The organism is Pseudomonas indica NBRC 103045 (assembly GCF_002091635.1).
Taxonomy (GTDB): Bacteria; Pseudomonadota; Gammaproteobacteria; order Pseudomonadales; family Pseudomonadaceae; genus Pseudomonas_M; species Pseudomonas_M indica.
Map to the genome: position 1 here is coordinate 135450 of NZ_BDAC01000003.1, position 25715 is coordinate 161164.

Consider the following 25715-nt stretch of genomic DNA (forward strand, 5'->3'; position numbering starts at 1 on the left):
CCGATGCACCGGAGGCCCGCCCGCCAAACGGATCGAATGCTGATGCCCCGAGGCGAATGCGCGGGATACACTTCAACAAACAATATTATGTATTTTTATATATTGTTATTGGGTAATTTGTCCAGCGGAACGGCGTTTCCAGGCGCCACCGACAACTCCGCTAACGCTCTTCGTGCGCTGGCCGTTAGTTTCCACACCACTCTTGGATTAAAGTGATCGCCCGACCATGACGGTCCACCCCGTCGGAACCCTTGAACAAGAGCCCCTCGATGGAACACCGTGAAGCGCTCGTCGCGCTGCGACACTTTCTTTCAAGCCAGATTCTCGGCCAGGAAAAACTCATCGAACGCCTGCTGATCGCGCTGCTCGCCGACGGCCACCTGCTCGTCGAAGGCGCCCCCGGCCTGGCCAAGACCAAGGCAATCAAGGACTTGGCCGAGGGGCTCGAAGCCGAGTTCCACCGCATCCAGTTCACTCCCGACCTGCTCCCGGCGGACATCACCGGCACCGAGATCTATCGTCCGGAAACCGGCAGCTTCGTGTTCCAGCAGGGGCCGATCTTCCACAACCTGGTGCTGGCCGACGAAATCAACCGCGCCCCGGCCAAGGTGCAGTCGGCGCTGCTCGAAGCCATGGCCGAGCGCCAGGTCAGCATCGGCCGCAGCACCTACGAGCTGTCGCCGCTGTTCCTGGTCATGGCCACTCAGAACCCCATCGAGCAGGAAGGCACCTACCCGCTGCCGGAGGCCCAGCTCGACCGCTTCCTTATGCACGTCAGGATCGGCTTCCCGGATGCCGGCGTAGAGCGGCGCATCCTCCAGCAGGCCCGCGGCGAGGCGCTCAACGGCGAGACCAAGCCGGAACGCCGCCTGAGCCAGCAGGCGATCTTCGCCGCACGCAAGGAAATCCTCGGCCTGTACATGGCCGACGCGGTGGAGGAATACCTGGTGCAACTGATCATGGCCACCCGCACGCCGGCCAAGTTCGATCCCGAGATGGCCGAGTGGATCGCCTACGGCGCCAGCCCACGCGGCTCCATCGCCCTCGACCGCTGTGCGCGTGCCCATGCCTGGCTGGCCGGGCGCGATTTCGTCAGCCCCGAGGACATCCAGGCGGTGCTGTTCGACGTGCTGCGCCACCGCATCATTCTGTCCTTCGAGGCGGAAGCCGCCGGCATCGACCAGGACCGGGTCATCCAGCGCATCCTCGACGTGGTGGCGGTGGCCTAAATGCAACAGCACGCCGTAAGCGACCAGCCGTAGCCCGCCATGCACAGCCTCGCCCCGCAACCCGGCATCTATGCCAGCCTGGCCGAACTGATCGAGATGCGTCACCGCGTGCGCGAGGTGCCACTGTTCTCCACGCCCGGCCGGCGCAGCCCGCTGATCGGCTTGCACCACTCTAAGCTGCGCGGGCGCGGCGTCGACTTCGACCAGGTGCGCGTCTACCAGGCCGGCGACGACGTGCGCAACATCGACTGGCGCGTCACCGCGCGCACCCAGGAACCGCACACCAAGCTGTTCCACGAGGAGCGCGAACGGCCGATCTTCGTCCTCGTCGAACAGAGTCGCCAACTGTTCTTCGGCTCCTCGCTGATGTTCAAGTCGGTGCTCGCCGCCCAGGCCGCCGCGTTCATCGGCTGGGCCGCCCTGGGCCACAACGACCGCATCGGCGGGCTGGTGTTCAGCGACAGCGAACACCACGAAATCAAGCCCCGACGCAGCAAGCAGAGCCTGCTGCAACTGCTCAACCGCCTGGTCCGCGCCAACACCGCCCTGCACACTGAAATCCAGCCCAACCGCGACGCCTTCGCCCTGGCCCTGCGCCGCACTCGCGAAGTGCTGCGCCCCGGCAGCCTGGTGGCGGTGCTGTGCGACGAACGCACCCTGAACGACAACGCCGAACGCCAGCTCGCCCTGCTGGCGCGGCACATCGACTTACTACTGCTGCCGATCGCCGACCCACTCGACCGTGCCATGCCCGCCGCCGGCCTGTTGCGCTTCGACCAGCGCGGCGCCCTGCTCGAACTGGATACCCACGCCGCCGAACTGCGCCGCACCTACCGCGACCGTGGCGAAGAGCGCGGCGCCCGCTGGCAGCGCCTGGCGCAAAAGCTGCGCGTACCGCTGCTGCCGCTGAGCACGCAATACGAGCTGGTCGATCAGTTGCGCGACCACCTCGCCGTGCAACGCCAGGACATCGCTCCATGAATCCGCTGGACCAGTTGCAACCGCTGATTCCGCCACCGCCGGTGAGCTGGTGGCCGCCAGCGCCCGGCTGGTGGCTGCTGGCCGTGCTGCTGCCGCTGCTGGTCGCCGGGCTCTGGCGCCTGCGTCGCCGGCTGCCCTGGCCACGCCGCAAGGTCGCCGCCGAACAACCACTGGACCCACTGCGCCTGGCCGCCCTCGCCGAACTGGCGCAATTGCGCAAACCCTACGACGGCGTACCGGCCGGTCCCTGGCTGCAACAGCTCAACGCCCTGCTCAAACGCCTCTGCCGGGCCCATTACCCGGACAACCACAGCCACACCCTCAGCGGCCGCAGTTGGCTCGCCTTTCTCGACAGCCGCTGCCCGGCCGCCGGCCTGACGCGCTGGATGATTCTGGTGGAAGGCGCCTACCGCGCCGAATGCAGGCTCGACGACAAGGCCGTGGACGGTCTCAACCAGGCCGTGGACACCTGGATTCGCAAGCATGTTTGAGTTCGCCTGGCCCTGGGTCTTCCTGCTCGCCCCGCTGCCCTGGCTGCTGCGCATCCTGCTGCCGGTGGCCGACAGCGGCGAAGCGGCACTGAAGGTCGCCTACCTCGACGAGCTGGAAGGGCTGGCCGGCCGCCGCGCCCGTGCCAACCTGCCGGCCTGGCGCCAGCAGGCGCCCTTCGCCCTGCTCTGGCTGCTCCTCCTGCTCGCCGCGGCCCGCCCCGAGTGGGTCGGCGAGCCGCTGCCGTTGCCGGCCAGCGGGCGCGACCTGCTGCTGGCGGTGGACGTGTCCGGCTCCATGGACTACGCCGACATGGAGTGGGAAGGCACCGAAGTCAGCCGCCTCACCCTGGTCAAGCACCTGCTCGGCGACTTCATCGAGGATCGCCGCGGCGACCGCGTCGGCCTCATCCTGTTCGGCAGCCAGGCCTATCTGCAATCGCCGCTGACCTTCGACCGCGCCACCGTACGCACCTGGCTCGACGAGGCGCTGATCGGCATCGCCGGCAAGAACACCGCCATCGGCGACGCCATCGGCCTGGCGGTCAAGCGGCTACGCGAACGCCCGGCCAACAGCCGCGTCCTGGTGCTGGTCACCGACGGCGCCAACAATGGCGGCCAGATCGAGCCGATCACCGCGGCCCGCCTCGCCGCCGAAGCCGGCGTGACCATCTACCCCATCGGCATCGGCGCCGACCCGCAGCAGAGCGGCGCCCTCGGCCTGCTCAGCTTCAACCCCGGCGTCGATCTGGATGAACCGACCCTGCGCGAAATCGCCGAACTGACCGGCGGCACCTACTTCCGCGCACGCTCCAGCGAAGAACTCGAAGCCATCGAAGAAACCCTCGATCGCCTGGAGCCGGTCGCCCAGCAACCCACCCAGGCGCGCCCGGCCCTGGCCCTGTATGCCTGGCCGCTGGCCGCCGCCCTGCTGCTCAGCCTGCTGCTGGTCGTCCGCGAACTCTGGCCGCAGGCGCTGCACCGGCCGCCGCGCGGATTCTGGAGGCGTACATGATCGCGCTCTGGCCTCACTGGCTGCGCCCTTACTGGCTGGTCCTGCTGCCATTGCTCGGCTGGCTGCTCTGGCAGCTCTGGCACCGCGAACGGCGTAGCGGACACTGGCAACTGCTGCTGCCGCCCGCCTTTCATGCGGTGCTGCTGTCCGGTGGCCGTGGGCGCGGCAGCCGGCTGCCCTGGATCGCCCTCGGCCTGGCCTGGCTGCTCGCCCTTCTGGCCCTGCTCGGGCCGAGCTGGCAGCGCGTCGAGCAACCCGCGCAGAAACGCGCCGACCCGCTGGTGATCCTGCTCGAACTGACGCCCGCGATGCTCGCCACCGATGCCGCGCCAAACCGCCTGGAACAGGCCAAGCGCAAGCTCCTCGACCTGCTGGAAGCACGTCGCGACGCACAAACGGCCATCGTCGTCTTCGCCGGCAGCGCCCACACGCTGGTCCCGCTCTCCGACGACCTCGCCACCACCCGCAACCTGTTGGAGTCGCTCAAGCCGTCAATCATGCCGGTGCCGGGGCGGCGCGCCGACCTCGCCGTGGAAAAGGCATTGGCCCTGCTCCAGCAAGGCGCCCAGGGCAACGGCCAGATTCTGCTGATCGGCTCGGAACTCGACGAACAGGAACGCCAGGGTATCCGTCGCGTCCTCGAGCAGGGTGAGCGCCTGCGTATCCTCGGCATCGGCACCCCCCAGGGTGCCCCCATCGCCGCCGAGAACGGCGGGTTCCTCAAGGATGCCCAGGGCGCGATCCTCCTGCCGCGCCTGGATAGCGCCGGGCTCAAGCGTTTCGCCAACGAACTGGGCGGCAGTTACCGGCAAGCGCGCCTGGACGACAGCGACCTGCGCGCCCTCGGCCTGCTCGATGGCCCGCAAAGCCTGCGCAGCGACGGCGAACCGACCCGCCTGCAAGCCTGGGCCGACCAGGGCTACTGGCTGCTACTGCCGCTCCTGCTGATCGCCGCCTGCGCCGGCCGTCGTGGCTGGCTGTTCTGCCTGCCGCTGCTGATGCTCAGCCTGCCGCAACCCGGCTATGCCTTCGATTTCGACGACCTCTGGCTGCGCCGCGACCAACAGGGCCAGCGCCTGCTCGACGCACAGCGCCCGGCCGAGGCCGCCCAGCGTTTCGAAGACCCGCGCCGCCAGGGCCAGGCGCTCTATCAGGCCGGCGACTACGCCGGCGCCGCCGAACGCTTCGCCCAGGGCGATAGCGCTGCCGATCAATACAACCGCGGCAATGCCCTGGCCCGCAGCGGTGAACTGGAAGCCGCGCTGGATGCCTACGATCAGGCCCTGGAGCGTCAACCGGACCTGGAGCCGGCGCGCAAGAACAAGGCACTGGTGGAAGAGTTGCTGCGCCAACAGAAGCAAAAACAGCAGCAACAAGGACAGGACGCGCAGCAGAACGGCGATTCCAATCAAGGACAATCCTCCCCACAGAGCGCCGGCGACAGCCAGAACGGCGATGAGGCAGAGAAACAACAAGCCGGCAACGAACCGCAGAACGGCGAGAAGAAGGACAACGGGAATACCGGCGAGCAGAAGCCTTCGGAGCAACAGGCCGGCCAGCCGCAAGGCAACGGCCAGGAAAACGGCGACGGCGATCCCGCCAAGGCCAGCCAGGCCGAAGAAGCCCTCGACTCGCTCGACACCGAGCGCCGCCAGGCCCTGGAACAATGGCTGCGACAGATCCCCGACGACCCGGGCGAGCTGCTGCGGCGCAAATTCTGGTATGAACAGCAACAGCGTCAGGAACAGAACCGATGATCCGCCTGCTTTGTGCCCTTTTGCTCAGCCTGCTCGCCTTGCAGGCCGGCGCCGCGGGCTTCTCCGCCAGCGTCGACCGCACGCGCCTGAGCGAAGGCGAAACCGTCGAATTGATCCTGGAGTCGACCGACGCCACGCTGTTCGGCAAGCCCGACCTGAGCCCGCTCGAAGAGCGCTTTGACGTGCTCGGCACGCGCCAGGTCAACCGGCTCACCACGCTCAACGGCGAAGCCCGCGCCACCACCCGCTGGATCGTCACCCTGCAGCCGAAACAGAGCGGCGAAGTGCAAGTCCCGCCCCTGCGCCTGGCCGACGCCGAGACCCAGCCCATTACCCTCCACGTCCAGCCCAGCGGCAGCGCGGACACCGCCCAGTTGGCCCCGGTGTTCATCGATGCCAGCCTGGACCAGGACAGCATCTACGTGCAGGCACAGGCGGTACTGACCCTGCGCATCTACCATTCGGTCTCGCTCTACGACGACAGCAGCCTGACCCCGCTGCAGATGCCCGACGCCCGCATCGAGCCTCTGGGCGAACCGCGTACCTACGAGAAGACCATCAACGGCGTGCGCCACGGCGTCATCGAACTGCGCTACGCCATCTTCCCGCAGCGCAGCGGCGAGATAACCATCCCCGCGCAGACCTTCAGCGCCACCCTGGTGGACCGCTCGCAGCGCGACGACTTCCTGCCCTTCGGCCCGCGACCGGGCAAGCTGACCCGGGTGAAATCGCCGGAGATTCCGCTGGAGGTCAAACCGATCCCGGCCGGCTACCCCAACGACGCGCCCTGGCTGCCGGCTCGTTCCGTGGGTCTTGCCGAGTCCTGGAACCCTGACCCCAGCCACGCCATGGTCGGCGACTCGCTGACCCGCAGCCTGATCCTCAAGGCCGAGGGCCTGTCCAGTGCCCAGTTGCCGCCGATCCGCACTGGCCAGGTGGAGGGCCTGCGGCGCTACCCCGACCAGCCGCAACTGTCCTCGACGGCGGGCGAACGGGGCCTGACCGGCAGCCGCGAAGAACGCGAAGCACTGGTGCCCACCCGCGCCGGGCGCATCGAGTTGCCGCCGGTGGAAGTCGTCTGGTGGAACACCCGCGAAGACCGCCTCGAACGCACCCAACTGCCCGGCCGCAACCTGGAAGTGGCGGCCAACCCGAGCCTGGAAATGGACAGCCCGCGTGGTGCGGAGCCCAGCCCGATCCTCGTCGAAGGACCGGCCGTATGGCCGTGGCAGCTCGCCACCGCACTGCTGGCCGGTACCACCCTGCTCGGTTTCGGACTCTGGTGGCGCGCCCGCCGCCAGCCGGCGATCCCACCCAGCGCACAGAGCGGCCCGAGCCCACGCACGCTGCTCGACGACCTGAGGCGCGCCTGCCTGGCCAACGATCCCCAGGCGACCCGCCAGGCCCTCGACGCCTGGGCCCGCCAGCAGCCGGAGACCCTGGCCGACATGGCGGCGCGTTTCGTACCCCTGTCGGATGCCCTGGATGGCCTGAACGGCGCGCTCTACAGCGAGAGCGGCCAGCACTGGCAGGGCGATGACCTGTGGAAAGCGATCCGCGCCCTGCCCGCCGCCGAAGCGCCCAGCGGCCCGCAGGAACCGAGCCCGCTGCCGCCGCTGTATCCGCGCTGAGAGTCAGACGTCGGGGAGAGTTCTACAGGCGCCGCGCACGCCACGCCGCGAGCACGAAGACGGCGGCCAGCAGGCCGAGCAGCGGCAGCCAGCCGGCGTGCTCCCAGACATAGCCGCCGGCATAACCCACCAGACTGGAGCCCAGGTAATAGGCGCACAGGTAGAGCGCCGACGCCTGCGCCTTGGCTCCCTGGGCGCGCTGGCCGACCTGCCCGCTGGCCACCGCGTGGGCGGCGAAAAAGCCCAGGGTGACCAGCGCCAGGCCGATCACCGCGGCGCTCAGCCAGGGCAGCGCGCAGAGCGCCACGCCAGACAGCATGATGCCGATACCGCCGAGCATCACCCGCCGTGCACCGAAGCGCGGCACCAGGCGCCCACCCCAACCGGCGCTGAGGATGCCCACCAGGTAGACGGTGAAGAGCAGGCCGATCACCGTCGAAGACAGGCCGAACGGCGGCCCGGCGAGGCGGAAACCGACGTAGTTGAACAGCGCGACGAAACCGCCCATGAGCAGGAACGCCAGCAGGAACAGGCCGCGCAGGTCAGCATTGCCCAGGTGAGCCCGGAAGTTGCCGAGCAGCCCGCCGAGGGACAGCGGGTGGGCCTTGAAATGCCGCGACGGCGGCAACAGCCAGACGAACAGCGCCAGGGCCGCCAGCCCCACCGCAGCGATGCCGCCGAGGGCCAGTTGCCAGCCGCCGAGGTCGCTGAGCAGACCGGCGAGCAGACGGCCGAGCAGCCCGCCCAGCGCGGTGCCGCCGATGTACAGCCCCATCGCCGCCGGCAGCGCTTCCGGGTCGAACTCTTCGCCGACATAGGCCATGGCCAGCGCTGGCAACCCGCTCAGTGCCAACCCGAGCACCGCACGCAGCACCAGCAGCAGATGCCAGGACTCCACCAGCGCACAGGCGATGCCGAGCACGCTGGCCAATCCCAGCGCCGCCGCCATCACCGGCTTGCGTCCCCAGCTTTCCGCCAGGGCCCCGGATACCAGCAGGCAGATCGCAAGGCTCAGCGTGGTGAGCGACAACACCAGACTGCTGCTCGCCGCCGACACCTGGAAATGCCCAGCCAGAAGGGGCAGCAAAGGTTGCACGCAGTACAACAGGGCGAAGGTGGCGAAACCGGCGCAGAACAGCGCCAGCGTGGCGCGCCGGTAAGCGGCGGTACCGCGCTTGAGGAAGGTATCGGGCGTGGGGGACATCGACAGGGCTCGCAACGAACGGGGTCCTGATTGGACCGCGCGGCAGCCTAGCATGTGCCCGCTCGGCCGGCTTTGCCGATCCTGCAAAGGGCCTTTGCGGGGATTACAAAGACCGAACTCGCGACGCGGAGCGTCGCAGGCGGCATTCCCACGCGGAGCGTGGGAACGATCACGGCCATCTCTTGTAGGGGCGAATTCATTCGCCCCTACCACGGGCCCAGCTCCTCGTTGGAACCGGCTCTGCTGACTGGTTCGCGACGTAGAGCGTGGGAATGATCGATCTATCCCCGCAACAACCCATCGAACGGCAGGAACGCCACCGTCTCGCCCCGGGCCAGGGTGGCGCCCCGCTCCACCACCGCCAGGCCATCGGCCCAGCTCGCGGCGGTGAGCATCGCCGAACCCTGCTGCGGATGCGGGATCACCTCCAGCCGTCCGTGATCGCCGCGCTCCAAGCGGGCGCGCAGGTACTGGCGACGCGGACGCGGCTCCGGCCAGTCGAATCCAGCGGGCAACGGCATGGCCTTGGGCAGCACATTCCGCTGGCCCTGGGCGCGCAACAGAAACGGCCGCGCCACCACCAGGGCAGTGATCAACGCCGCCGCCGGGTTGCCCGGCAGCCCCAGCCAGGGCTTGCCGCTCACTTCGCCGAAGGCCAGCGGCTTGCCCGGCTGGATCGCCAGGCGCCAGAGGTGCAGCTGACCCAACTCGCGAATCGCCTGCTTGAGGTGGTCTTCCTCGCCCACCGACACCCCGCCCGAGGTGATCAGCAGGTCCCACTCGGATGCCGCCAGGCTCAGGGCGTCGCGGCTGGCGGCCAGTTCGTCGACCATCACCCCATAGTCTTCCACCTCGACGCCGAACCCTTGCAGCACCGCGCCCAGGCTGAAGCGATTGGCGTTGTAGATCTGCCCCGGCCCCAGCGGCTCGCCCGGCTCCCGCAGCTCGTCGCCGCTGCTCAGCAGGCCGACGCGCAGGCGCCGGTAGACCGGTACCTCGGCCTGCCCCAGGCTGGCCAACAGCCCCAGCTCCTGCGGCCGCAGGCGATGGCCGGCGTCCAGTACCGGCTGGCCCTGCCGCAATTCCTCGCCCTGAGGGCGCACATGGGCGCCGCGCCGCACCGGAGGCAGCCAGACGGCCTCCGCCTCGGCCCGGCAGTGCTCCTGCGGCACCACGCTGTCCGCTCCCGGCGGCAAGGGCGCGCCGGTGAAAATGCGCACGGCGTGGCCCGCCGGCAACGGCGTCAGGCCCGTATCGCCGGCCGCCACGCGCCCGGCCAGCGGCAACCGGCCGCCCTGGGGTGGCAGATCGGCGGCGCGCAGGGCGTAGCCGTCCATGGCACTGTTGTTCCAGGCCGGCACGTCGGCCGGCGCCAGGATCGGCTCGGCCAGGACCCGGTCCAGCGCATCGGCCAGCGCTACACGCTCAATGGGCGGCGGCCCCGATACGCGCCCAAGCAGGTGTTCGATGGCTTCGTCGACCGGCCGCAGCTCGCCGCCGTCGCAGCCGCAGGCGCTCATGACCGGCTCCCGCAGGCGACCGTCGGCTGCTCCGGCAACGCCTTGAGATGCGGCACGAAGTTGCAGGGCCGGGTGCGGCTGTCCAGTTGCTGGCGGAGGATGCCGGTCCAGCCGGTGCGGCAAGCGCCCGGCGAACCCGGCAGGCAGCAGACCAGGGTGCCGTTGGCCATCCCGGCGAGCGCCCGCGATTGCAGGCTGGAGGTGCCGATCTCGTCGGTGGAAATCTGCCGGAACAGCTCGCCGAAGCCTTCGACGCGCTTGTCCAGCAGTGGCTCCACCGCCTGCGGCGTGTTGTCCCGCGCGGTGAAGCCGGTGCCGCCGGTGATCAACACCACCTGCACCAGCGGATCGGCGATCCACTGCGAGAGTCGGGCGCGGATGCGGTAGATGTCGTCGATGACCAGATCGCGTTCGGCCAGGGCGTGGCCGTCCTGCTCCAGCAGATCGATCAGGGTCTGTCCGGACGTGTCGGTGGCGAAGGTACGGGTGTCGCTGACGGTCAGCACGGCGATGCGCAGCGACTGGAAGTCCTGCCGGGCCAGGTGAGCCATGGTGAAATCCTCGGGTGTAACGGTTTCGCCAGAGCCTGAACCGGCCCGGTCGCCCGGCCTATTCCCCGAAGGAGGTAAGGACGGGGCGAAAGGCATACGCGGCGGCCTTGCGGGCTGCGGTGTTTTGTCTCAGGGGGCATATAGGGGTGCAGGGAGGCTTCGCCAGCAGAGCTGGCTCCTACCAAAAACACAAGCTCCGTAGCCCGATAGGACGCGACTCACCCCTGCTTCACCCCCAGCCGCTTCGCCAGTTTGTGCAGGTTGCTCGGGTCCAGGTCGAGCAGGCGGGCGGCGCTGGCCCAGTTGTCGTCGCAAAGCTCCAGAGCACGGCGGATGCTTTGTCGCTGGCAATCCTCCACGGCCTGGCGCAACGGCACCGGCTGCGTCGCGGACGGCCGTTCGCCCGCCACCCCGACGATGGGCGCCACGGCGGCCGGCACGGTGTCGAGGTCGAGCAGTTCCGGCGGCAGGGTGAGGATTTCACTGCGCGACGCGCCGCTGCTGAGCAGCTTGAGCGCGGCACGGCTGATCACGTGTTCCAGCTCACGCACGTTGCCCGGCCAGGGATAGGCCAGCAGCGCCCGCTCGGCGGCCGGCGACAGGCGCACGCTGCGCAACCCGAGGCGGGCACGGTTGAGTTCGAGGAAGTGACCGGCAAGTATCAGCACGTCGTTGTCGCGTTCGCGCAGCGGCGGGATCGGCGCCGGGTAGACCGAGAGCCGGTGGTAGAGATCGGCACGGAAATGACCGTCGCGCACGCTGTCGCCGAGCTGGCGGTTGGTCGCGGCGATGATGCGCACGTCCACGTGGCGCGGCTTGTCGGCGCCGAGCCGCTGGATTTCGCCGTTCTGCAAGGCGCGCAGCAGCTTGGCCTGCACCGTGAGCGGCAGTTCGCCGACTTCGTCGAGGAACAGGGTGCCGCCATTGGCCGCCTCGAAGCGTCCGGGGCGGTCGCTGGCGGCGCCGGAGAACGCACCCTTCACATGGCCGAACAACTCGCTCTCGGCCAGGGATTCCGGCAGCGCCGCACAGTTCACGTGGACCAGTGGCTTGTGCCGGCGCCGCGAGTGGCGGTGCAGCCAGCGGGCGAACAGCTCCTTGCCGACGCCGGTCTCGCCGAGCAGCAGCACCGGCAGTTCGGAATCCGCCACCACTTCCAGTTCCTGCAACAGGTCGCGGATCGCCTTGCTCTGGCCGAGAATCTCGCCTTCCCCGGCGACATGCTCGATCTCCACCACCTCGCTGCGCGCCTGGCGCAGGCTGCGGTTCTCCCGCTCCAGACGGGTGATACGCACCGCCGCTTCGATCAGCAGCGTGTATCGCTGCAAATCGCGCCGGGCCTGGTCGTCAAAGGTACCGGCATGCAGCGCATCGAGGGTCAGCGCGCCCCACAACTGGCCTTCGACGAACAGGCTCACGCCCATGCAATCGTGCACCGGCAGGGGTTCGCCGACGTGTTCGTCGAGCAGGCCGTCGTAAGGGTCGGGCAGGCGGCTGTCCGGCTCGAACCAGGTCGGCTCGCGGCGCGCCAGGATCGCCGCCAGGCGCGGATGCTGGGCGACCACGAAACGCCGGCCGAGGGCTTCGTGCACCAGCCCCACCGCCGCCACCGGACGCAGGCTGTCGTCGTCCAGGCGCAGCAGGCCGACGGCGCCGCAATGAAAATGCTCGCGCAGTGTCTGCACCAGCCGTTGCAGGCGCACGGCGTTCGGCAATTCGGTGATCAAGTCGGCCAGCAGGGCTTCTTCCATCATGGTTATTTTTACCCTCAATGGTTTTTTTAACCCTATCTCGGAAGGGTATTTTTAACCACTTAAAATTTAAAACCCTTTATTTTCAGCAACTTAAACAGTGGCACAGCGCTTGCCCTGTATCAGGTGTCCTTTCCCCGACCGGAGATACCTGAATGAGCAACGCCCTCCTCGACGAAACCCTGGGCAACCTGGCCTGTGAAATTCCGGGCGCTACCCGGGTATTCCACGAATACAACCTGGACTTCTGCTGCGGCGGCCAGAAGACCCTGCGCGAAGCCGCCATCCGCCGCGGTGTCGATCCGTCGACCATCGCCGCCCGCCTGGAAGAACTGCAAGCGCAGCCGGGCCAGGGTACCGACTGGCGCAGCGCCGATACCGACAGCCTGATCAGCCATATCCTCTCGCGCTTCCATGCCCGCCATCGCGAACAACTGCCGGAGCTGATCCGTCTGGCCCGCCGCGTCGAGCAGGTGCACGGCCATCGCCGCGACTGCCCGCACGGGCTGGCCGACCACCTGAGCGACATGCACCAGGAGCTGGAGAGCCACATGCTCAAGGAAGAACAGGTGCTCTTCCCCATGCTGCTGCGCGGCCAGGGTGCCTTCACCCAGGGACCGATCTCGGTGATGCGCTTCGAACACGACCAGCACGGTGCCGCCCTGGAACGCCTGCACGGTCTCACGGCCGGCATCACTCCGCCGGAAGACGCCTGCAACACCTGGATGGCGCTGTACCGCGGGCTGACCGAGCTGCGCAACGATCTGATGCAACACATCCACCTGGAAAACAACGTCCTGTTCGTCCAGGCCCTTGCGCCGCAGGAGGTGCATCATGGGTGAATACCGCAAACTCTGGGGCCTGCTGATCCTGGTCCTGGGTATCACGTTCTGCCTGCTCGGCTGGTTCGGCCGGGAAGTCTATCGGCAGGCACCGCCGATTCCGCAGCAGGTTATGACGCTTGACGGCGAACGGCTGTTCGGCGTCGACGACATCCTCGACGGCCAGACCGCCTGGCAAAGCGTCGGCGGCATGCAGCTCGGCTCGGTCTGGGGCCATGGCGCCTACCAGGCGCCGGACTGGAGCGCCGACTGGTTGCACCGGGAGCTGGTCACCTGGCTCGACCTGGCCGCCGACGAAGCCTACGGCAAGCCGTTCGCCGAACTGGACGACGAGGCCCAGGCCCTGCTGCGCCATCGCCTGAAGCGCGAGTACCGCGACAACGACGTCGATGCCGCCGGCAACCTGCTGCTCTCTCCGCGCCGCGTCGAGGCCGTGCGCCAGACCGCCGCCTACTACGACAGCCTGTTCGGCACCACGCCGGACCTGCAAGGCACCCGCGAAAGCTACGCGATGAAGGAGGGCACCCTGCCCGACGCCGCCCGCCGCGAACAACTCACCCGGTTCTTCTTCTGGACCTCGTGGGTCGCCGCCACCGAGCGCCCGGACAGCGACGCCACCTACACCAACAACTGGCCCCACGAGCCGCTGATCGACAACAAGCCCACCGCGGAGAATCTGATGTGGTCGATCGTCAGCGTGGTGCTGCTGATCGCCGGCGTCGGTTTCCTGGTCTGGGCCTGGGCCTTCCTGCGTGGCCAGGAGGAAGAAGAACCGGCCGCACCGGCCCACGACCCGCTCAGCCTGGTCGGCCTGACCCCGTCGCAGAAGGCCCTGGGCAAGTACCTGCTGCTGGTGGTCGGGCTGTTCGTCTTCCAGGTCTGCCTCGGCGGCGCGACCGCCCACTACACGGTGGAAGGCCAGGACTTCTACGGCTTCCCGCTGTCCCAGTGGTTCCCCTACTCGCTGCTGCGCACCTGGCACATCCAGAGCGCGCTGTTCTGGATCGCCACCGGCTTCCTCGCCGCCGGCCTGTTCCTCGCCCCCATCATCAACGGCGGCAAGGACCCGAAGTACCAGAAGCTCGGTGTGGACGTGCTGTTCTGGGCGCTGGTCGCCGTGGTGGTCGGTTCCTTCATCGGCAACTACCTGGCCATTGCCCAGTTGATGCCGGCCGAATGGAACTTCTGGCTCGGCCACCAGGGCTATGAATACGTCGACCTCGGCCGCCTGTGGCAGATCGGCAAGTTCGCCGGCGTCGCCTTCTGGCTGCTGCTGATGCTGCGTGGCATCGTCCCGGCCTTCCGCCAGCCCGGCGACAAGAACCTGCTGGCCCTGCTCTCTGCCTCGGTGATCGCCATCGGCCTGTTCTACGGCGCCGGCTTCGGCTACGGCGAGCGTACCCACCTGTCGGTGATGGAGTACTGGCGCTGGTGGGTGGTGCACCTGTGGGTGGAAGGCTTCTTCGAGGTCTTCGCCACCACCGCCCTGGCCTTCATCTTCTCCAGCATGGGCCTGGTCTCCAAGCGCATGGCCACCACCGCCAGCCTGGCATCGGCCTCGCTGTTCATGCTCGGCGGCGTGCCGGGAACCTTCCACCACCTGTACTTCGCCGGCACCACCACCCCGGTGATGGCGGTGGGCGCCACCTTCAGCGCCCTGGAAGTGGTGCCGCTGATCGTGCTCGGCTACGAGGCCTGGGAGAACTGGCGCCTGAAGAGCCGTGCGGCCTGGATGGAGCGGGTCAAGTGGCCGCTGCTGTGCTTCGTCGCCGTGGCCTTCTGGAACATGCTCGGCGCCGGGGTGTTCGGTTTCATGATCAACCCGCCGATCTCGCTCTACTACGTGCAGGGCCTCAACACCACGCCGGTGCATGCGCATGCCGCGCTGTTCGGGGTCTACGGCTTCCTCGCCCTGGGCTTCACCCTGCTGGTGCTGCGCTACGTCCGTCCGCAGATGCAGTTCAACGAACGGCTGATGAAGACCGCCTTCTGGTGGCTCAACGGCGGCCTGGTCCTGATGATCGCCACCAGCCTGCTGCCGATCGGCATCATCCAGTTCCACGCCAGCGCCAGCCAGGGCCTGTGGTATGCCCGCAGCGAGGCCTTCATGCAGCAGGACATCCTGGAAACCCTGCGCTGGGTCCGTACCTTCGGCGACGTGGTGTTCATCGTCGGCGCCCTGGCCATGGCCTGGCAGGTGGTCTCCGGTGTGCTCTTCGGCAGCCGCCAGGAGGAACCGGCAATCCTCGGCGCCAACCAGCGCGCCTGAAGCACGCGGGCCCCAGGGAGGGGGCCCTTCCTCCGCCGTCCCGTCATCCCCTCCCTGATGGGAACGGCGGTTCCCCTGCCCCTCGGCCACGGATTGGCCGGGGAGTTTTCCGTTCGGACAGCGCAGCCGCTCCAATCCACGCACTGAAGACGGGCGAACGGAATGCCTGTTCAAGCCAGGAAAGCACACCAGGCAAAACGGTGTCAGACACCGAATTGTGTCTACCTGTTCTCATCCCAGGTGCTAAATGTGCGGTGAAGGTCTGTTTTCGGCACGTCGAAGTCGCATTTCGCCATCATCGCGCCCCGTTTCTTGCTGTGTACTAACGTGCCCGGTCCTTCAAGGAAGTTTCTCACCCAGGCGCCCCGCTCACTGACAGAGGCAGGTACGGTTGATGAACAGATTCACGCACTGGCTGCTCGCACTCCCCTTCCTTTTCGCCGGTAGCCTGCAGGCTGCCGAGGATGCCCGCTGCGAACTGGTACGTCTCTCCGACGTGGGCTGGACCGACATCACCATGACCACCGCCGTGGCCCGCCTGGTGCTCGGCGAGATCGGTTACCGTACCCAGATCAAGCGCCTGTCGCTGCCGGAAACCTACCGCACCCTCGCCGAAGGCCAGACGGACGTGTTCCTCGGCAACTGGATGCCGGCGCAGAGCGAGCTGGTCCAGCCGCACCTGGACAGCGGCCGCATCGAGAAGCTGCAGACCAACCTGCCGACGGTGCGCTACACCCTGGCCGTACTCACGCCCGGTTATGAGGCCGGACTGCACGATTTCGCCGACATCCACAAGTTCAAGGAGCAGTTGAACGGCCAGATCTTCGGTATCGAGCCCGGCAACGAAGGCAACGCGATGATCAAAGGCATGATCCGCGACAACACCTTCGGCCTGAGCGGCTTCACCCTGGTCGAATCCAGCGAAAGTGGCATGCTCAATCACGTCGAACGTGCCCAGCGCATGGGCAAATGGGCGGTGTTCCTCGGCTGGGAACCGCACCCGATGAACGAACGCCTGCGCATGAACTACCTGTCCGGCGGCGACAAGTTTTTCGGCCCCGACTATGGCGCCGCACAGGTCAACACCGTCGCGCGCGGCGGTTTCAGCGACGAATGCCCGAACCTGGCGCGGCTGTTTCGCAACATGACCTTCACCATCCCCGCGGAAAACCAGCTGATGGGCGCGGTGCTGGAAGGCAACACCAACCGGCGCCGGGTAGCCAAGGCCTGGATCGAGGACAACCCGCAGACCATCGCCGCCTGGCTCGACGGCGTGACCCATCGGCAAGGCGGGCCCATCACCGGCATTTTTGGCCTACCTTTGGGTCGAAAGGACTGAACAGTCCCGGTGAGAGGTCCTTCGATGGACACACTGAAAATCGCCACCTTCAACATCAACGGCATCCGCTCGCGCCTGCCGGCGCTACTGGAATGGCTGGAGCGCGAAGCACCGGACGTGGCCTGCCTGCAAGAGCTGAAGGCACCGGACACGGCATTCCCCATCGACGCCATCCAGGCAGCCGGCTACGGGGCGATCTGGCAGGGCCAGCCGTCTTGGAACGGCGTGGCCATCCTGGCGAAGAGGGCCGAGCCGCTGGAAATCCGTCGCGGACTCCCCGGCATGGAGGACGACAGCCATAGCCGCTACCTGGAAGCGGCCGTGCAAGGCGTGATCGTCGCCAGCCTCTACCTGCCCAACGGCAACCCGCAGCCGGGGCCGAAGTTCGACTACAAGCTGGCCTGGTTCGAGCGCCTGATCGCCCATGCGGCCGGGCTGCTGGAAAGCGGGCATCCGGTGGTGCTGGCCGGCGACTTCAACGTGGTGCCCACCGACGAGGACATCTACAACCCGCGCTCCTGGCTGAAGGACGCCCTGCTCCAGCCGGAAAGCCGTGCCTGTTACCAGCGCCTGCTCGCCCAGGGCTGGACCGACGCGATCCGCGCCCGCTACCCGGACGAGCGCATCTACACCTTCTGGGACTACTTCCGCCAGCACTGGGAGAAGAACTCCGGCCTGCGCATCGACCACCTCCTGCTCAGCCCCGACCTCGCCCCGCGTCTGCGCGATGCCGGCGTCGACCGCTGGGTCCGCGGCCAACCCCACGCCAGCGATCACGCGCCGACCTGGATCACCCTGGAGCGAAGCCTGTAGGCCCGCCGGGCAAATGAATTCGCTCCTTGCGTCGCAAGCCCAGCGGAGTATTCGGCGAGCGCGAAAACTGCAAGCCCGCCCCCTCGCCCCTCTGGGGAGAGGTAGGGTGAGGGGGCGAGTCGTCGAACACACCGGGAATCCCGGAAAAACATCGATGCCCCATCGCGAGCAGAGCTCGCTCCTACAAGCACCGGACCTCTTGTGTGGGAGCGAATTCATTCGCGATGGACCGAAAGGCTGCATTCGCGGATAAATCCGCACAGGCTGCATGTCACCCGACGGTTTCCGTAGGAGCCAGCTCTGCTGGCGAAGCCTTTTCGCGGGTTCGTTTCACGCGTTTTTACAGGGCAACACCAAACCCGTAGGGGCGAATTCATTCGCCCCTCTCACCCCACCTCAAGGCCGCTGCACCAACCGCGCCTGGACCTGGCGGGCACTGTCGGCGTCCAGCTCCAGCCAATACTGCGGCTTGCCGGACACGATGGCGGCGGCCGGCACACCGTCGCGGTAGAGCACCCGGTTGCCGGCCACGGCCGGGACCTTGGTGCCGGGGATCAGGCTGCCTACCAGGTTCAGCGGGTCGGCAGCGGACACGCAGACCAGGCTGCCGTCCGCCGGGCGCTTGCGCACGTCGCGCAGCAGGCCCACCGCTTCCGGCAGGGCGAACTGTTCGCCGGCCAGACCGCTGACGAAGCGCCCACCGCGAATCTCGCCGCGGGCTTCCAGGCGGTGGTAGACACGCAGCAGATCGCGCCAGGGCGGCAGCCAGTCCGCCTCGCGCTCCAACAGCCGCCAGAACACCACGCCGTAACGGCGCAACAGGCAGCGGGCGATATGCTCCAGCGCCTCGTCGGCCAGCGCCGGGCGCCGCCCACCCACCGGCTCGGCCGGCTCTGCCGTGGGGCGCCGTATCAGCGCCCAGCGTCCGGCATCGGCCATGCCGCCGATGAACGCCCCACCCCGTGCCCGCCGTCCGGCACGCACCCGCTGCTTGCTCGCCGGCATCAGCAAGGCGCGCAGGCCAGCGAAGCTGTCGGCATTCACCAATCCGACCGCCACCAGCTCGCCGAGGGCGTTCTCCAGTTCGGTGCGCAACAGGCGCACCTCATCCAGCAACTCGTCGAAGAACAACGCACCGTGGCGACCCAGCGCATCCAGCACCAACTGCGCCCGGGACGACAGTTGCGGCGCCGGCGCATCCGCCGCCAACGCACTCCAGGCCCCCAGGTGGCGACGCGGCAGCAACACGATGGGCGTACCGCGCACCGGCCCACCGCTGGCGCGCAGGCGGCCGGCCAGGCGCAGCCAGACCACCCGGCCGGAGCGGCACAAGTCGTCCAGCCAGGTGATGCCGTAGTCCTTGACCCGCGCCGGCAGGATCTCGCTCTCCCAGGCCCCGGCCGCGGCCTGGAAGCCTTCCAGTTGCCCGACCACCCCGGCCAGGGCCTCGGCGCCCTGCACCCGGGTCGTCGGCGTGACCCGCTGCCAGTCGAACAGGAAGCGCAGGAAATCCACCCGCTCCACTGGCTCGATCTCACGGCGCAAACGCTTGACCGTGTAGCGATGGATGCGTGCCAGCAGGTGCCGCTCGCACCATTCGTCCTCTGTCGCGCCGGGGGTGAAACGGCCACGCAGCACGTAGCCTTCCGCCTCCAGGCGTACCAGCGCCTGGGCCACCTGCGAGGCGGGCAACGCCAGCGCGCGGGCGATCAGGCCCACCGGCAGCGGGCCGAAGCCGGTCAGGCGGGCGCGGACGATATCGACCAGCGCCTCCTCCTCGCTCCACGTCTCGGCGAACTCGGCGGGCGGCTGCACCGTCGGCTCGATCGGCGCCACCGGATAGACGGCACGAAAACTATGCAGACGCTCCACCGGCAACCACAGCGCCGTCTCGCGCGCCACCTGCATGCGCGTGGCACGCCCAGCCCCGGCCAGCGCCGCCAGCCAATCCGGCCAACCGTCCTGGCGCTGCGCCTCGACCTCGGCGATGCAGGCCAGCCCCATCAGTGCCTCGTGCATTTCGTCCGCATCGCGGGCCTCGGGCCAGGCTTCGGCAGCCACGGCGGCGATGGCCTCGGCGTCCAGCGCGCCGAGGTCGTCGGCCGATTCCGGATCGGTCCAGCGGCGAGCGAGCACCGCCTGGGTGCGGCGCTCTTCCAGCGGCGCGTCGTCGAGGAAGGCATAGGGCCGGGCATTGAGGATTTCCGCCGCCAGCGGCGACGGCGCCGGCAGGTCGCGGGCCACCAGGCGCACCTCGCCGCGCTCCATGCGCTGCAGCAGGGCCAGCCAGCCCTCGCTATCCATGGCGTCGTGCAAGCAATCGTCGAGGGTCTGGGCGACCAACGGGTGCTCGGGAATTTCGCGCTCGCCGACGATATTCTCCAGACACGCCACCTGGTCGGGGAACACCGTGGCCAGCAGGTCTTCGCTGCGCATGCGCTGCAGTTGCGGCGCCACCTTGCGCCCACCGGCCATGCGCGGCAGGGCCAGCGCGGTGGTGGCGTTCCAGCGCCAGCGCACGCCGAACAGCGGCGCGTCGAGCAGGGCCTGGATCAGCACGTGCTCGGCGGAGTTGGAATGCAGGTAGCGCCAGACGTCCTCCAGCGGAAAGCTGTGGCTGGTGGACAGCGACAGCACAATGGCATCCTCGGTGGCCGCCGCCTGCAATTCGAAGTTGAAGGTGCGGCAGAAGCGCTTGCGCAACGCCAGCCCCCAGGCGCGGTTGAGGCGGCTGCCGTAGGGCGAGTGGATCACCAGTTGGGTGCCGCCGGACTCGTCGAAGAAACGCTCCATCACCAGGGTCCGCTGGCTCGGCAGCACGCCCAGGGCGGCGCGGGCACGGGCGAGGTATTCGACGATCTGGCGGGCGGCGGCCTCATCCAGGCCGAGTTCGCCGGTCAGCCAGTAGAGGGCGGGTTGCAGGGGGTTGTCCGGGCCCATGGACTGTGGGAGCGAATTCATTCGCGATGCGGACTCGACCGAGTACTCCTTGTCGCGAATGAATGCACTCCCACTCGCCAGCAGCTCGTCGATCCGCTCGCGCAGGCGCGCCACTCCTGCCGACAGCTCGTCGCTGCGCCCCGGTGCCTCGCCGAGCCAGAAGGGAATGTTCGGCGGCTGGCCCTGGGCGTCCTCGACCCGCACCCGTCCCGGCTCGATGCGCAGGATGCGGTAGGAGGCATTGCCCAGTTGGAAGACGTCCCCGGCCAGGCTTTCCACGGCGAAGTCTTCGTTCACCGTGCCGATGTTGTGCGCCTGGGGTTCGAGGATCACCGCGTAGTCGGCGTTGTCCGGGATGGTCCCACCGGAGGTGACGGCGGTCAGCCGGCCATTGCGGCGGCCGCGCAGGGTGCGGCTCACCGTGTCGCGGTGGATGTAGGCGCCGCGTGCGCCGTGGCGACTGCTGTAGCCCTCGGCGAGCATGCGCAGCACGGCCTGGTAGTCCTCGCGGCGCAGTTCGGCATAGGGCGCGGCGCGGCGGAACAGGGCGAAGAGCGCGTCCTCCGACCATTCCTGGCAGGCCACTTCGGCGACGATCTGCTGGGCCAGCACATCCAGCGGGGCCCGAGGGATCGCCAGGGCATCCAGCTCGCCGCGCCGCACGCAGTCGAGCAGCGCGGCACATTCGATCAGGTCGTCGCGGGAGTTGGGAAACAGCCGGCCTTTGGGCAGCCCGCCGACCTGGTGCCCGGAGCGGCCGACGCGCTGCAGGAAGGCCGCGATGGAACGCGGCGAGCCGAGCTGGCAGACCAGCTCCACGTCGCCGATATCGATGCCCAGCTCCAGCGAGGCAGTGGCGATCAGCACGCGCAGCTTGCCGTGCTTGAGGCGCTGCTCGGCATCCAGCCGCTGTTCACGGGCCAGGCTGCCGTGGTGTGCCGCCACCGCCTCGGTGCCCAGGCGTTCGGACAGATGCCGCGCGGCGCGCTCGGCCATGCGCCGGGTGTTGACGAAGATCAGCGTGGTGCGGTGCTGCCGGGCCAGTTCGGCGAGGCGGTCGTAGACCCGCTCCCAGACGTCGTTGGCCATCACCGCTTCGAGAGGGACCGGCGGGACTTCCAGGGCCAGGTCGCGGGCACGGGTGTGACCGATGTCGACGATGGCGCAGGGGGTTGGGGCGTGCAGGGATTTTGGGGTGGTGTTTGGCTTGGACTCCGCCCCCTCACTCCTACGCCGGACGCCCCGGCCCTCTCCCCAGAGGGGCGAGGGGGTTTGGACGTGCGGGGGTTGGAGGGCGGTGCTCGATCGGGACTCCGCTTCCTCACCCCTTACATCCTCACTCCTCCCCTCTTCCCCCCTCACCCCCACCAAAAACGCCGCCACGGCTTCGATGGGCTTCTGCGTCGCCGACAGGCCGACCCGCACCAGGCGGCGACCGCAGAGGGCTTCGAGGCGCTCCATGGAGAGGGCCAGGTGGCTGCCGCGCTTGCTGCCGGCGATGGCGTGGATTTCGTCGACGATCAGGCTGCGGGTGGTGGCGAGCATGCGTCGGCCGGATTCCGAGCCGAGCAGGACGTAGAGCGATTCCGGGGTGGTCACCAGGATGTGCGGGGCGCGCTTTCGCATCGCGTTGCGCTCGGTTTGCGGGGTGTCGCCGGTGCGCACGGCGGTGCGAATTTCCAGTGGCGGCAGTCCCTGGCGCACCAGTTCGGCGGAGATGCCTTCCAGCGGCGCTTCGAGGTTGAGGTGGATGTCGTTGGACAGCGCCTTCAGCGGAGAAACGTAGACCACCACCGTTTCGTCCGGCAGCGTGCCGCCGCGCGCCAGGCCCTCGCGGACCAGTTCGTCCAGTGCGGCGAGGAAGGCGGTCAGGGTCTTGCCGGAACCGGTCGGCGCGGCGACCAGCGTCGGCCGGCCTGCACGGATCAGCGGCCAGGCGGCGACCTGCGCCGGAGTGGGCGTGGGAAAGGTGCGGCGGAACCAGGCGCCGACGGCGGGATGGAAGCCGGCCAGCACGTCGTCCGCGAGCGTGGTGTCGAGGGTCGATTGGCTCATTCGCGGACTATGGCGGGAGCCCGCCCAAGGCACAAGCCACAAGACTTGCATGGGCCAGAACCTGACCATCCGGTCGTCGCGAAGCGGGTACCGCACCCGCCGTTTTTTGTGATCAGTTTCACACCTGAAACATGAGCGAAAAAACTTTCCGCAAAACTCTACTTCGATAGGAACGTTGCGCATCAGCCACAAGAACAACGCCGCGATGTCGCTCCGAACGTGCGCGAACGTGTGCGCTGATGGCGCTTTCTTGCCCGGTTTCCAGCAGTAGCCAGGCCCAGGTTCATGGAACGCACGTGACCGTTCCGGTCACGCCTTGCAGGACGGCTTCGCGCCGCCACGGGAGAAGTGCATGCTGGCCGAGAACAGACTGGCGTTCGCCACCACCACCGACGACAACCGTCTCAACTACCAACGCTTCGTCCGCCCACTCACCGGGCGTCTGCTGGAGGCCCTGCGCCTGGACGTGGAATACGTCTTCGGCGAAGGCGACACCCTCGAATACTTCGACGAGCACGGCGAGCGCGTGCAGGTCTACGACTTCCTCGGCGGCTACGGCGCCCTGCTGTTCGGCCACAACCATCCGCAGCTGGTGGATACCGCCATCGACCTGCTGCGCGCCGGCCGGCCCTTCGCCGTGCAGGCCAGCCTGCGCGGCTACAGCGCCCAGCTCGGCCGCAAGCTGAACGACATGCTGCAGGCGCGCCTCGGCCGGGAATACGTCACCACCCTGGCCAACAGCGGCACGGAGGCCGCCGAGGCGGCGCTCAAGCACGCCCAGTTGGCCCATCGCAACCGCAAGCAGGCGCTGCTCGATCGCCAGGAGGCCCGCCTGCTCAAGCTGCGCAACCAGCAGCACCCCGAGCGCCTGCCGCTGGCGCCGGAGTCCGCGCGGCTGTTGCGCAGCCTGCTCGGCGAGAAGATCGAGACCTTCGCCCAGGCCGTAACCGCCGTGCGCCGGCTGAACCGCGAACGCTTCCTCGAAACCGGGGCGCTGTTCTGTTGCCTGAACAAGTCCTACCACGGCAAGACCGCCGGCGCGGTGAACCTCACCGAGAACGAGCTGTACCGCAGCCCGTTCGTCTCCATCGGCCCCTCGGTGCTCTTCGTCGATCGCCGCGACCCGGCCGATTTCGAGCAACAGGCACGAGCCAACCGATTGCGCTACTTCAGCCTCGCGCTGGACGAACAACGTCGGGTGACGGTGCAGAGCCACGACTTCTGCAACATCGCCGCGCTGTTCGTCGAGCCGATCCAGGGCGAAGGCGGCGTGCATGTGCTGGACGGCGACTACCTCGCCGCGCTGCGACGGATATGCGACGAACACGGCATCCACCTGGTGTTCGATGAAATCCAGAGCGGCATGGGCCGCACCGGCCACTTCCTCGCCTCCGAGCCCAGCGGCGTGCGCGCCGACTGCTACCTGCTGTCGAAGAGCCTCGGCGGCGGCCTGGCGAAGATCGCCAGCGTCAGTATCGCCCGCGACTGCTTCGAGGAAGACTTCAGCCTGATCCACACCTCCACCTTCGCCGAGGACGACTTCAGCTCGGCCATCGCGCTGCGCGGCCTGGAGCTGCTGGAGAGCGACCGGTCGATCCTGCGCAACTGCCGCGAGGTCGGCGCGGAGATCAAGGCCGCCCTGCTCGACCTCCAGCGACGCTACCCGGAGGTGATCGCCGAGGTGCGCGGCGAAGGGTTGATGCTGGCCATCGAGTTCGCCGACCAGGGCGAGGCCGAGTCCCATGGCCTGCGTGCCCTGGCCTGCAGCGAGCTGATCGGTTTCGTCTACGCCGGCTACCTGCTGCACGAGCACCGCATCCGCGTGGCGCCGCTGCTATCGAACAACAACGTGCTGCGCCTGGAACCAGCCGCCTGCGTCGGCCGGCAGGCACGCCAGCAGCTCTACGCCGCCCTCGACCGCCTGTGCTTGGCCCTGCGCCAGCAGCATTTCCACGAACTGGTGAAGTTCATCGTCGGCCAGGCCACGCCCGGCCGGCACGGCCCGTTGGCCGACTATCGCGGGCGCTGCTTCAGCACCCCGCCCGAAGAGGTCGTGGACCGCACCGTCGGCTTCCTCATGCATTTCGTCGACGCCAGCAACATGCACCTCTTCGACCCGAGCTGCGAGCAGTTCAGCCTGGCCGAGCTGGAAGACCTGCTGGAGCGCTGCTACCTGTTCCTCAAGCCGTTCCGCATGCACGCCCACGTGCTCTATTCGAAGACCGGCAAGAAGGTGCGCCTGCAACCGTTCGGACTGGCCATCACTTCGGAAATGATCCAGCGGCACATGCAGGCGCGCGACCTGGAACCGGTGCAGACGCTGATCGAGACCGGCATCGACAAGGCCGTTGCCGCCGGCTGCGAAGTGCTCGGCTTCGGCGGTTTCACCTCCATCGTCATGCAGAACTGCAAGGCGGTGCGCGAAGAGACGCTGGCGGTGACCACCGGCAACTCGCTGACCGTCGGCATGGGCTACGAGGCCCTGCTGCAAGCTGCCGCCGAGGCCGGCATCGACCTCGACAGCGCCTGCTTCGCCGCCATCGGTGCCAACGGCAACATCGGCAGCCTCTACTGCGAGCTGATGGCGGAGAAGGTGCCGAGCCTGGTCCTGATCGGCCGCCCCGGCCGCGAGCGTGCCTTGCAGGCCCTCGCCGCACGGCTCTACGCCCAGGCGTTCCGCCGCCTGCGCGCGGCGCTGGCGCGCAAGGGCGGGTTGGTCCGCCTGGCCGAGGAACACACCCTGGCCGCACGACTCGCCGAACTGCCGGCGGCTCGCCGCTGGCTGGAGGACGAGACCGATGACGCAACGATCGGCACCCGCCTCTACCACGGCCTGCTGGACGCCCTCGGCGACGAGGCTCCGGTGCGGATTTCCACCGACCCGGCGGACATCCGTCATGCCGACCTGATCCTCGGCGCCAGCAACCAGACCGGCAGCCTGATCCTGGCGGAGTACCTGAGGCCGGGACCGGTGGTGATCTGCGACGTTGCCCTGCCGGCAGACACCCACCCTTCGGTGGCCAACCAGAGGCCGGACGTACGGGTGATCAAGGGCGGCCTGGTACGGGTGCCGCCGGCGCCGGATTACGTGGCGGCGCGCAACGCCCACCTGGGCGTGCGCGACTTCCTGCTGGAAGGGCTGCCGATCCCGCCGGAGCACGTCTTCGCCTGCATGGGAGAAACCCTGCTCATGGGCCTCACCGGCATCACCAGCCATTACAGCCGCGGCGACGTGCGCCAGGAGCAGGTTCGGGAAATGCTCGAGCTGGCGCGGCTGCACGGCTTCACGCTGGGCGACTTGAAGACCGGGCGCAGTTTCTGACCCCAACC

16 protein-coding genes are annotated in these 25715 nt (G+C 68.3%); 11 read left to right on the plus strand and 5 right to left on the minus strand.

The annotated features are described in order from the left end of the window. Nucleotides 1–269: 269 nt before the first annotated feature. Genes PIN01S_RS05325 through PIN01S_RS05350 form a run of 6 tightly spaced genes read left to right on the plus strand, consistent with a single transcriptional unit; the run spans nt 270 to nt 7101 of the window. Nucleotides 270–1229: an AAA family ATPase gene (locus tag PIN01S_RS05325; protein ID WP_084334126.1), complete on the plus strand. Its 960-nt coding sequence runs from the start codon at nt 270–272 to the stop codon at nt 1227–1229. 39 nt (nt 1230–1268) lie between these two features. Beyond that, entirely contained in the window at nt 1269–2210 is a 942-nt protein-coding gene (locus PIN01S_RS05330; protein WP_084334128.1) for a DUF58 domain-containing protein, read from the plus strand. Further along, a complete protein-coding gene (locus tag PIN01S_RS05335) occupies nt 2207–2701 on the plus strand; it encodes a DUF4381 domain-containing protein (RefSeq protein ID WP_084334130.1) in 495 nt (164 codons plus the stop codon). The genes PIN01S_RS05330 and PIN01S_RS05335 overlap by 4 nt, the downstream gene beginning before the upstream one ends. Beyond that, the gene (locus PIN01S_RS05340; protein WP_084334131.1) at nt 2694–3713 is read left to right on the plus strand and encodes a vWA domain-containing protein; all 1020 of its coding nucleotides are present in this window, start codon (nt 2694–2696) and stop codon (nt 3711–3713) included. The genes PIN01S_RS05335 and PIN01S_RS05340 overlap by 8 nt, the downstream gene beginning before the upstream one ends. Further along, nucleotides 3710–5470, plus strand: coding sequence for a VWA domain-containing protein (locus tag PIN01S_RS05345; RefSeq protein ID WP_084334133.1), 1761 nt, complete (start codon nt 3710–3712; stop codon nt 5468–5470). The genes PIN01S_RS05340 and PIN01S_RS05345 overlap by 4 nt, the downstream gene beginning before the upstream one ends. After that, the gene (locus tag PIN01S_RS05350) at nt 5467–7101 is read left to right on the plus strand and encodes a BatD family protein (protein ID WP_084334135.1); all 1635 of its coding nucleotides are present in this window, start codon (nt 5467–5469) and stop codon (nt 7099–7101) included. The genes PIN01S_RS05345 and PIN01S_RS05350 overlap by 4 nt, the downstream gene beginning before the upstream one ends. 22 nt (nt 7102–7123) lie before the next feature. On the opposite strand, the gene PIN01S_RS05355 is transcribed toward PIN01S_RS05350, so the two are convergent. The 4 genes from PIN01S_RS05355 to norR all read right to left on the minus strand — a co-directional run bounded on the left by PIN01S_RS05355 (nt 7124) and on the right by norR (nt 12130). Then, the gene (locus PIN01S_RS05355) at nt 7124–8305 is read right to left on the minus strand and encodes an MFS transporter (protein ID WP_084334136.1); all 1182 of its coding nucleotides are present in this window, start codon (nt 8303–8305) and stop codon (nt 7124–7126) included. 281 nt (nt 8306–8586) lie between these two features. Beyond that, nucleotides 8587–9825: a molybdopterin molybdotransferase MoeA gene (locus PIN01S_RS05360; RefSeq protein ID WP_084334138.1), complete on the minus strand. Its 1239-nt coding sequence runs from the start codon at nt 9823–9825 to the stop codon at nt 8587–8589. Beyond that, nucleotides 9822–10376, minus strand: coding sequence for a molybdenum cofactor biosynthesis protein B (gene moaB, locus PIN01S_RS05365; RefSeq protein ID WP_084334140.1), 555 nt, complete (start codon nt 10374–10376; stop codon nt 9822–9824). Before moaB ends, PIN01S_RS05360 begins: the two co-directional genes overlap by 4 nt. Nucleotides 10377–10594: 218 nt before the next feature. Continuing rightward, entirely contained in the window at nt 10595–12130 is a 1536-nt protein-coding gene (gene norR, locus PIN01S_RS05370) for a nitric oxide reductase transcriptional regulator NorR (protein WP_084334142.1), read from the minus strand. Nucleotides 12131–12282: 152 nt separating this feature from the next. Between norR and ytfE the strand changes: the two genes are divergently transcribed. The 4 genes from ytfE (at nt 12283) to PIN01S_RS05390 (ending at nt 17390) form a co-directional block, all read left to right on the plus strand. Further along, the gene (ytfE, locus tag PIN01S_RS05375; RefSeq protein WP_084334144.1) at nt 12283–12969 is read left to right on the plus strand and encodes an iron-sulfur cluster repair protein YtfE; all 687 of its coding nucleotides are present in this window, start codon (nt 12283–12285) and stop codon (nt 12967–12969) included. After that, a complete protein-coding gene (locus PIN01S_RS05380; RefSeq protein ID WP_084334146.1) occupies nt 12962–15238 on the plus strand; it encodes a nitric-oxide reductase large subunit in 2277 nt (758 codons plus the stop codon). Before ytfE ends, PIN01S_RS05380 begins: the two co-directional genes overlap by 8 nt. Before the next feature lie 394 nt (nt 15239–15632). Next, the gene (locus PIN01S_RS05385; protein WP_084334148.1) at nt 15633–16577 is read left to right on the plus strand and encodes an ABC transporter substrate-binding protein; all 945 of its coding nucleotides are present in this window, start codon (nt 15633–15635) and stop codon (nt 16575–16577) included. A gap of 24 nt (nt 16578–16601) precedes the next feature. Beyond that, on the plus strand, nt 16602–17390 hold the full coding sequence (locus tag PIN01S_RS05390; RefSeq protein ID WP_084334150.1) for an exodeoxyribonuclease III: 789 nt from the start codon (nt 16602–16604) through the stop codon (nt 17388–17390). A 396-nt stretch (nt 17391–17786) separates the two neighbouring features. On the opposite strand, the gene PIN01S_RS05395 is transcribed toward PIN01S_RS05390, so the two are convergent. Next, nucleotides 17787–22385, minus strand: a complete 4599-nt coding sequence (locus PIN01S_RS05395; protein WP_084334152.1) for a DEAD/DEAH box helicase — start codon at nt 22383–22385, stop codon at nt 17787–17789. Nucleotides 22386–22737: 352 nt separating this feature from the next. Between PIN01S_RS05395 and PIN01S_RS05400 the strand changes: the two genes are divergently transcribed. After that, nucleotides 22738–25707, plus strand: a complete 2970-nt coding sequence (locus PIN01S_RS05400; protein ID WP_084334154.1) for an aminotransferase class III-fold pyridoxal phosphate-dependent enzyme — start codon at nt 22738–22740, stop codon at nt 25705–25707. Nucleotides 25708–25715: the final 8 nt, after the last annotated feature.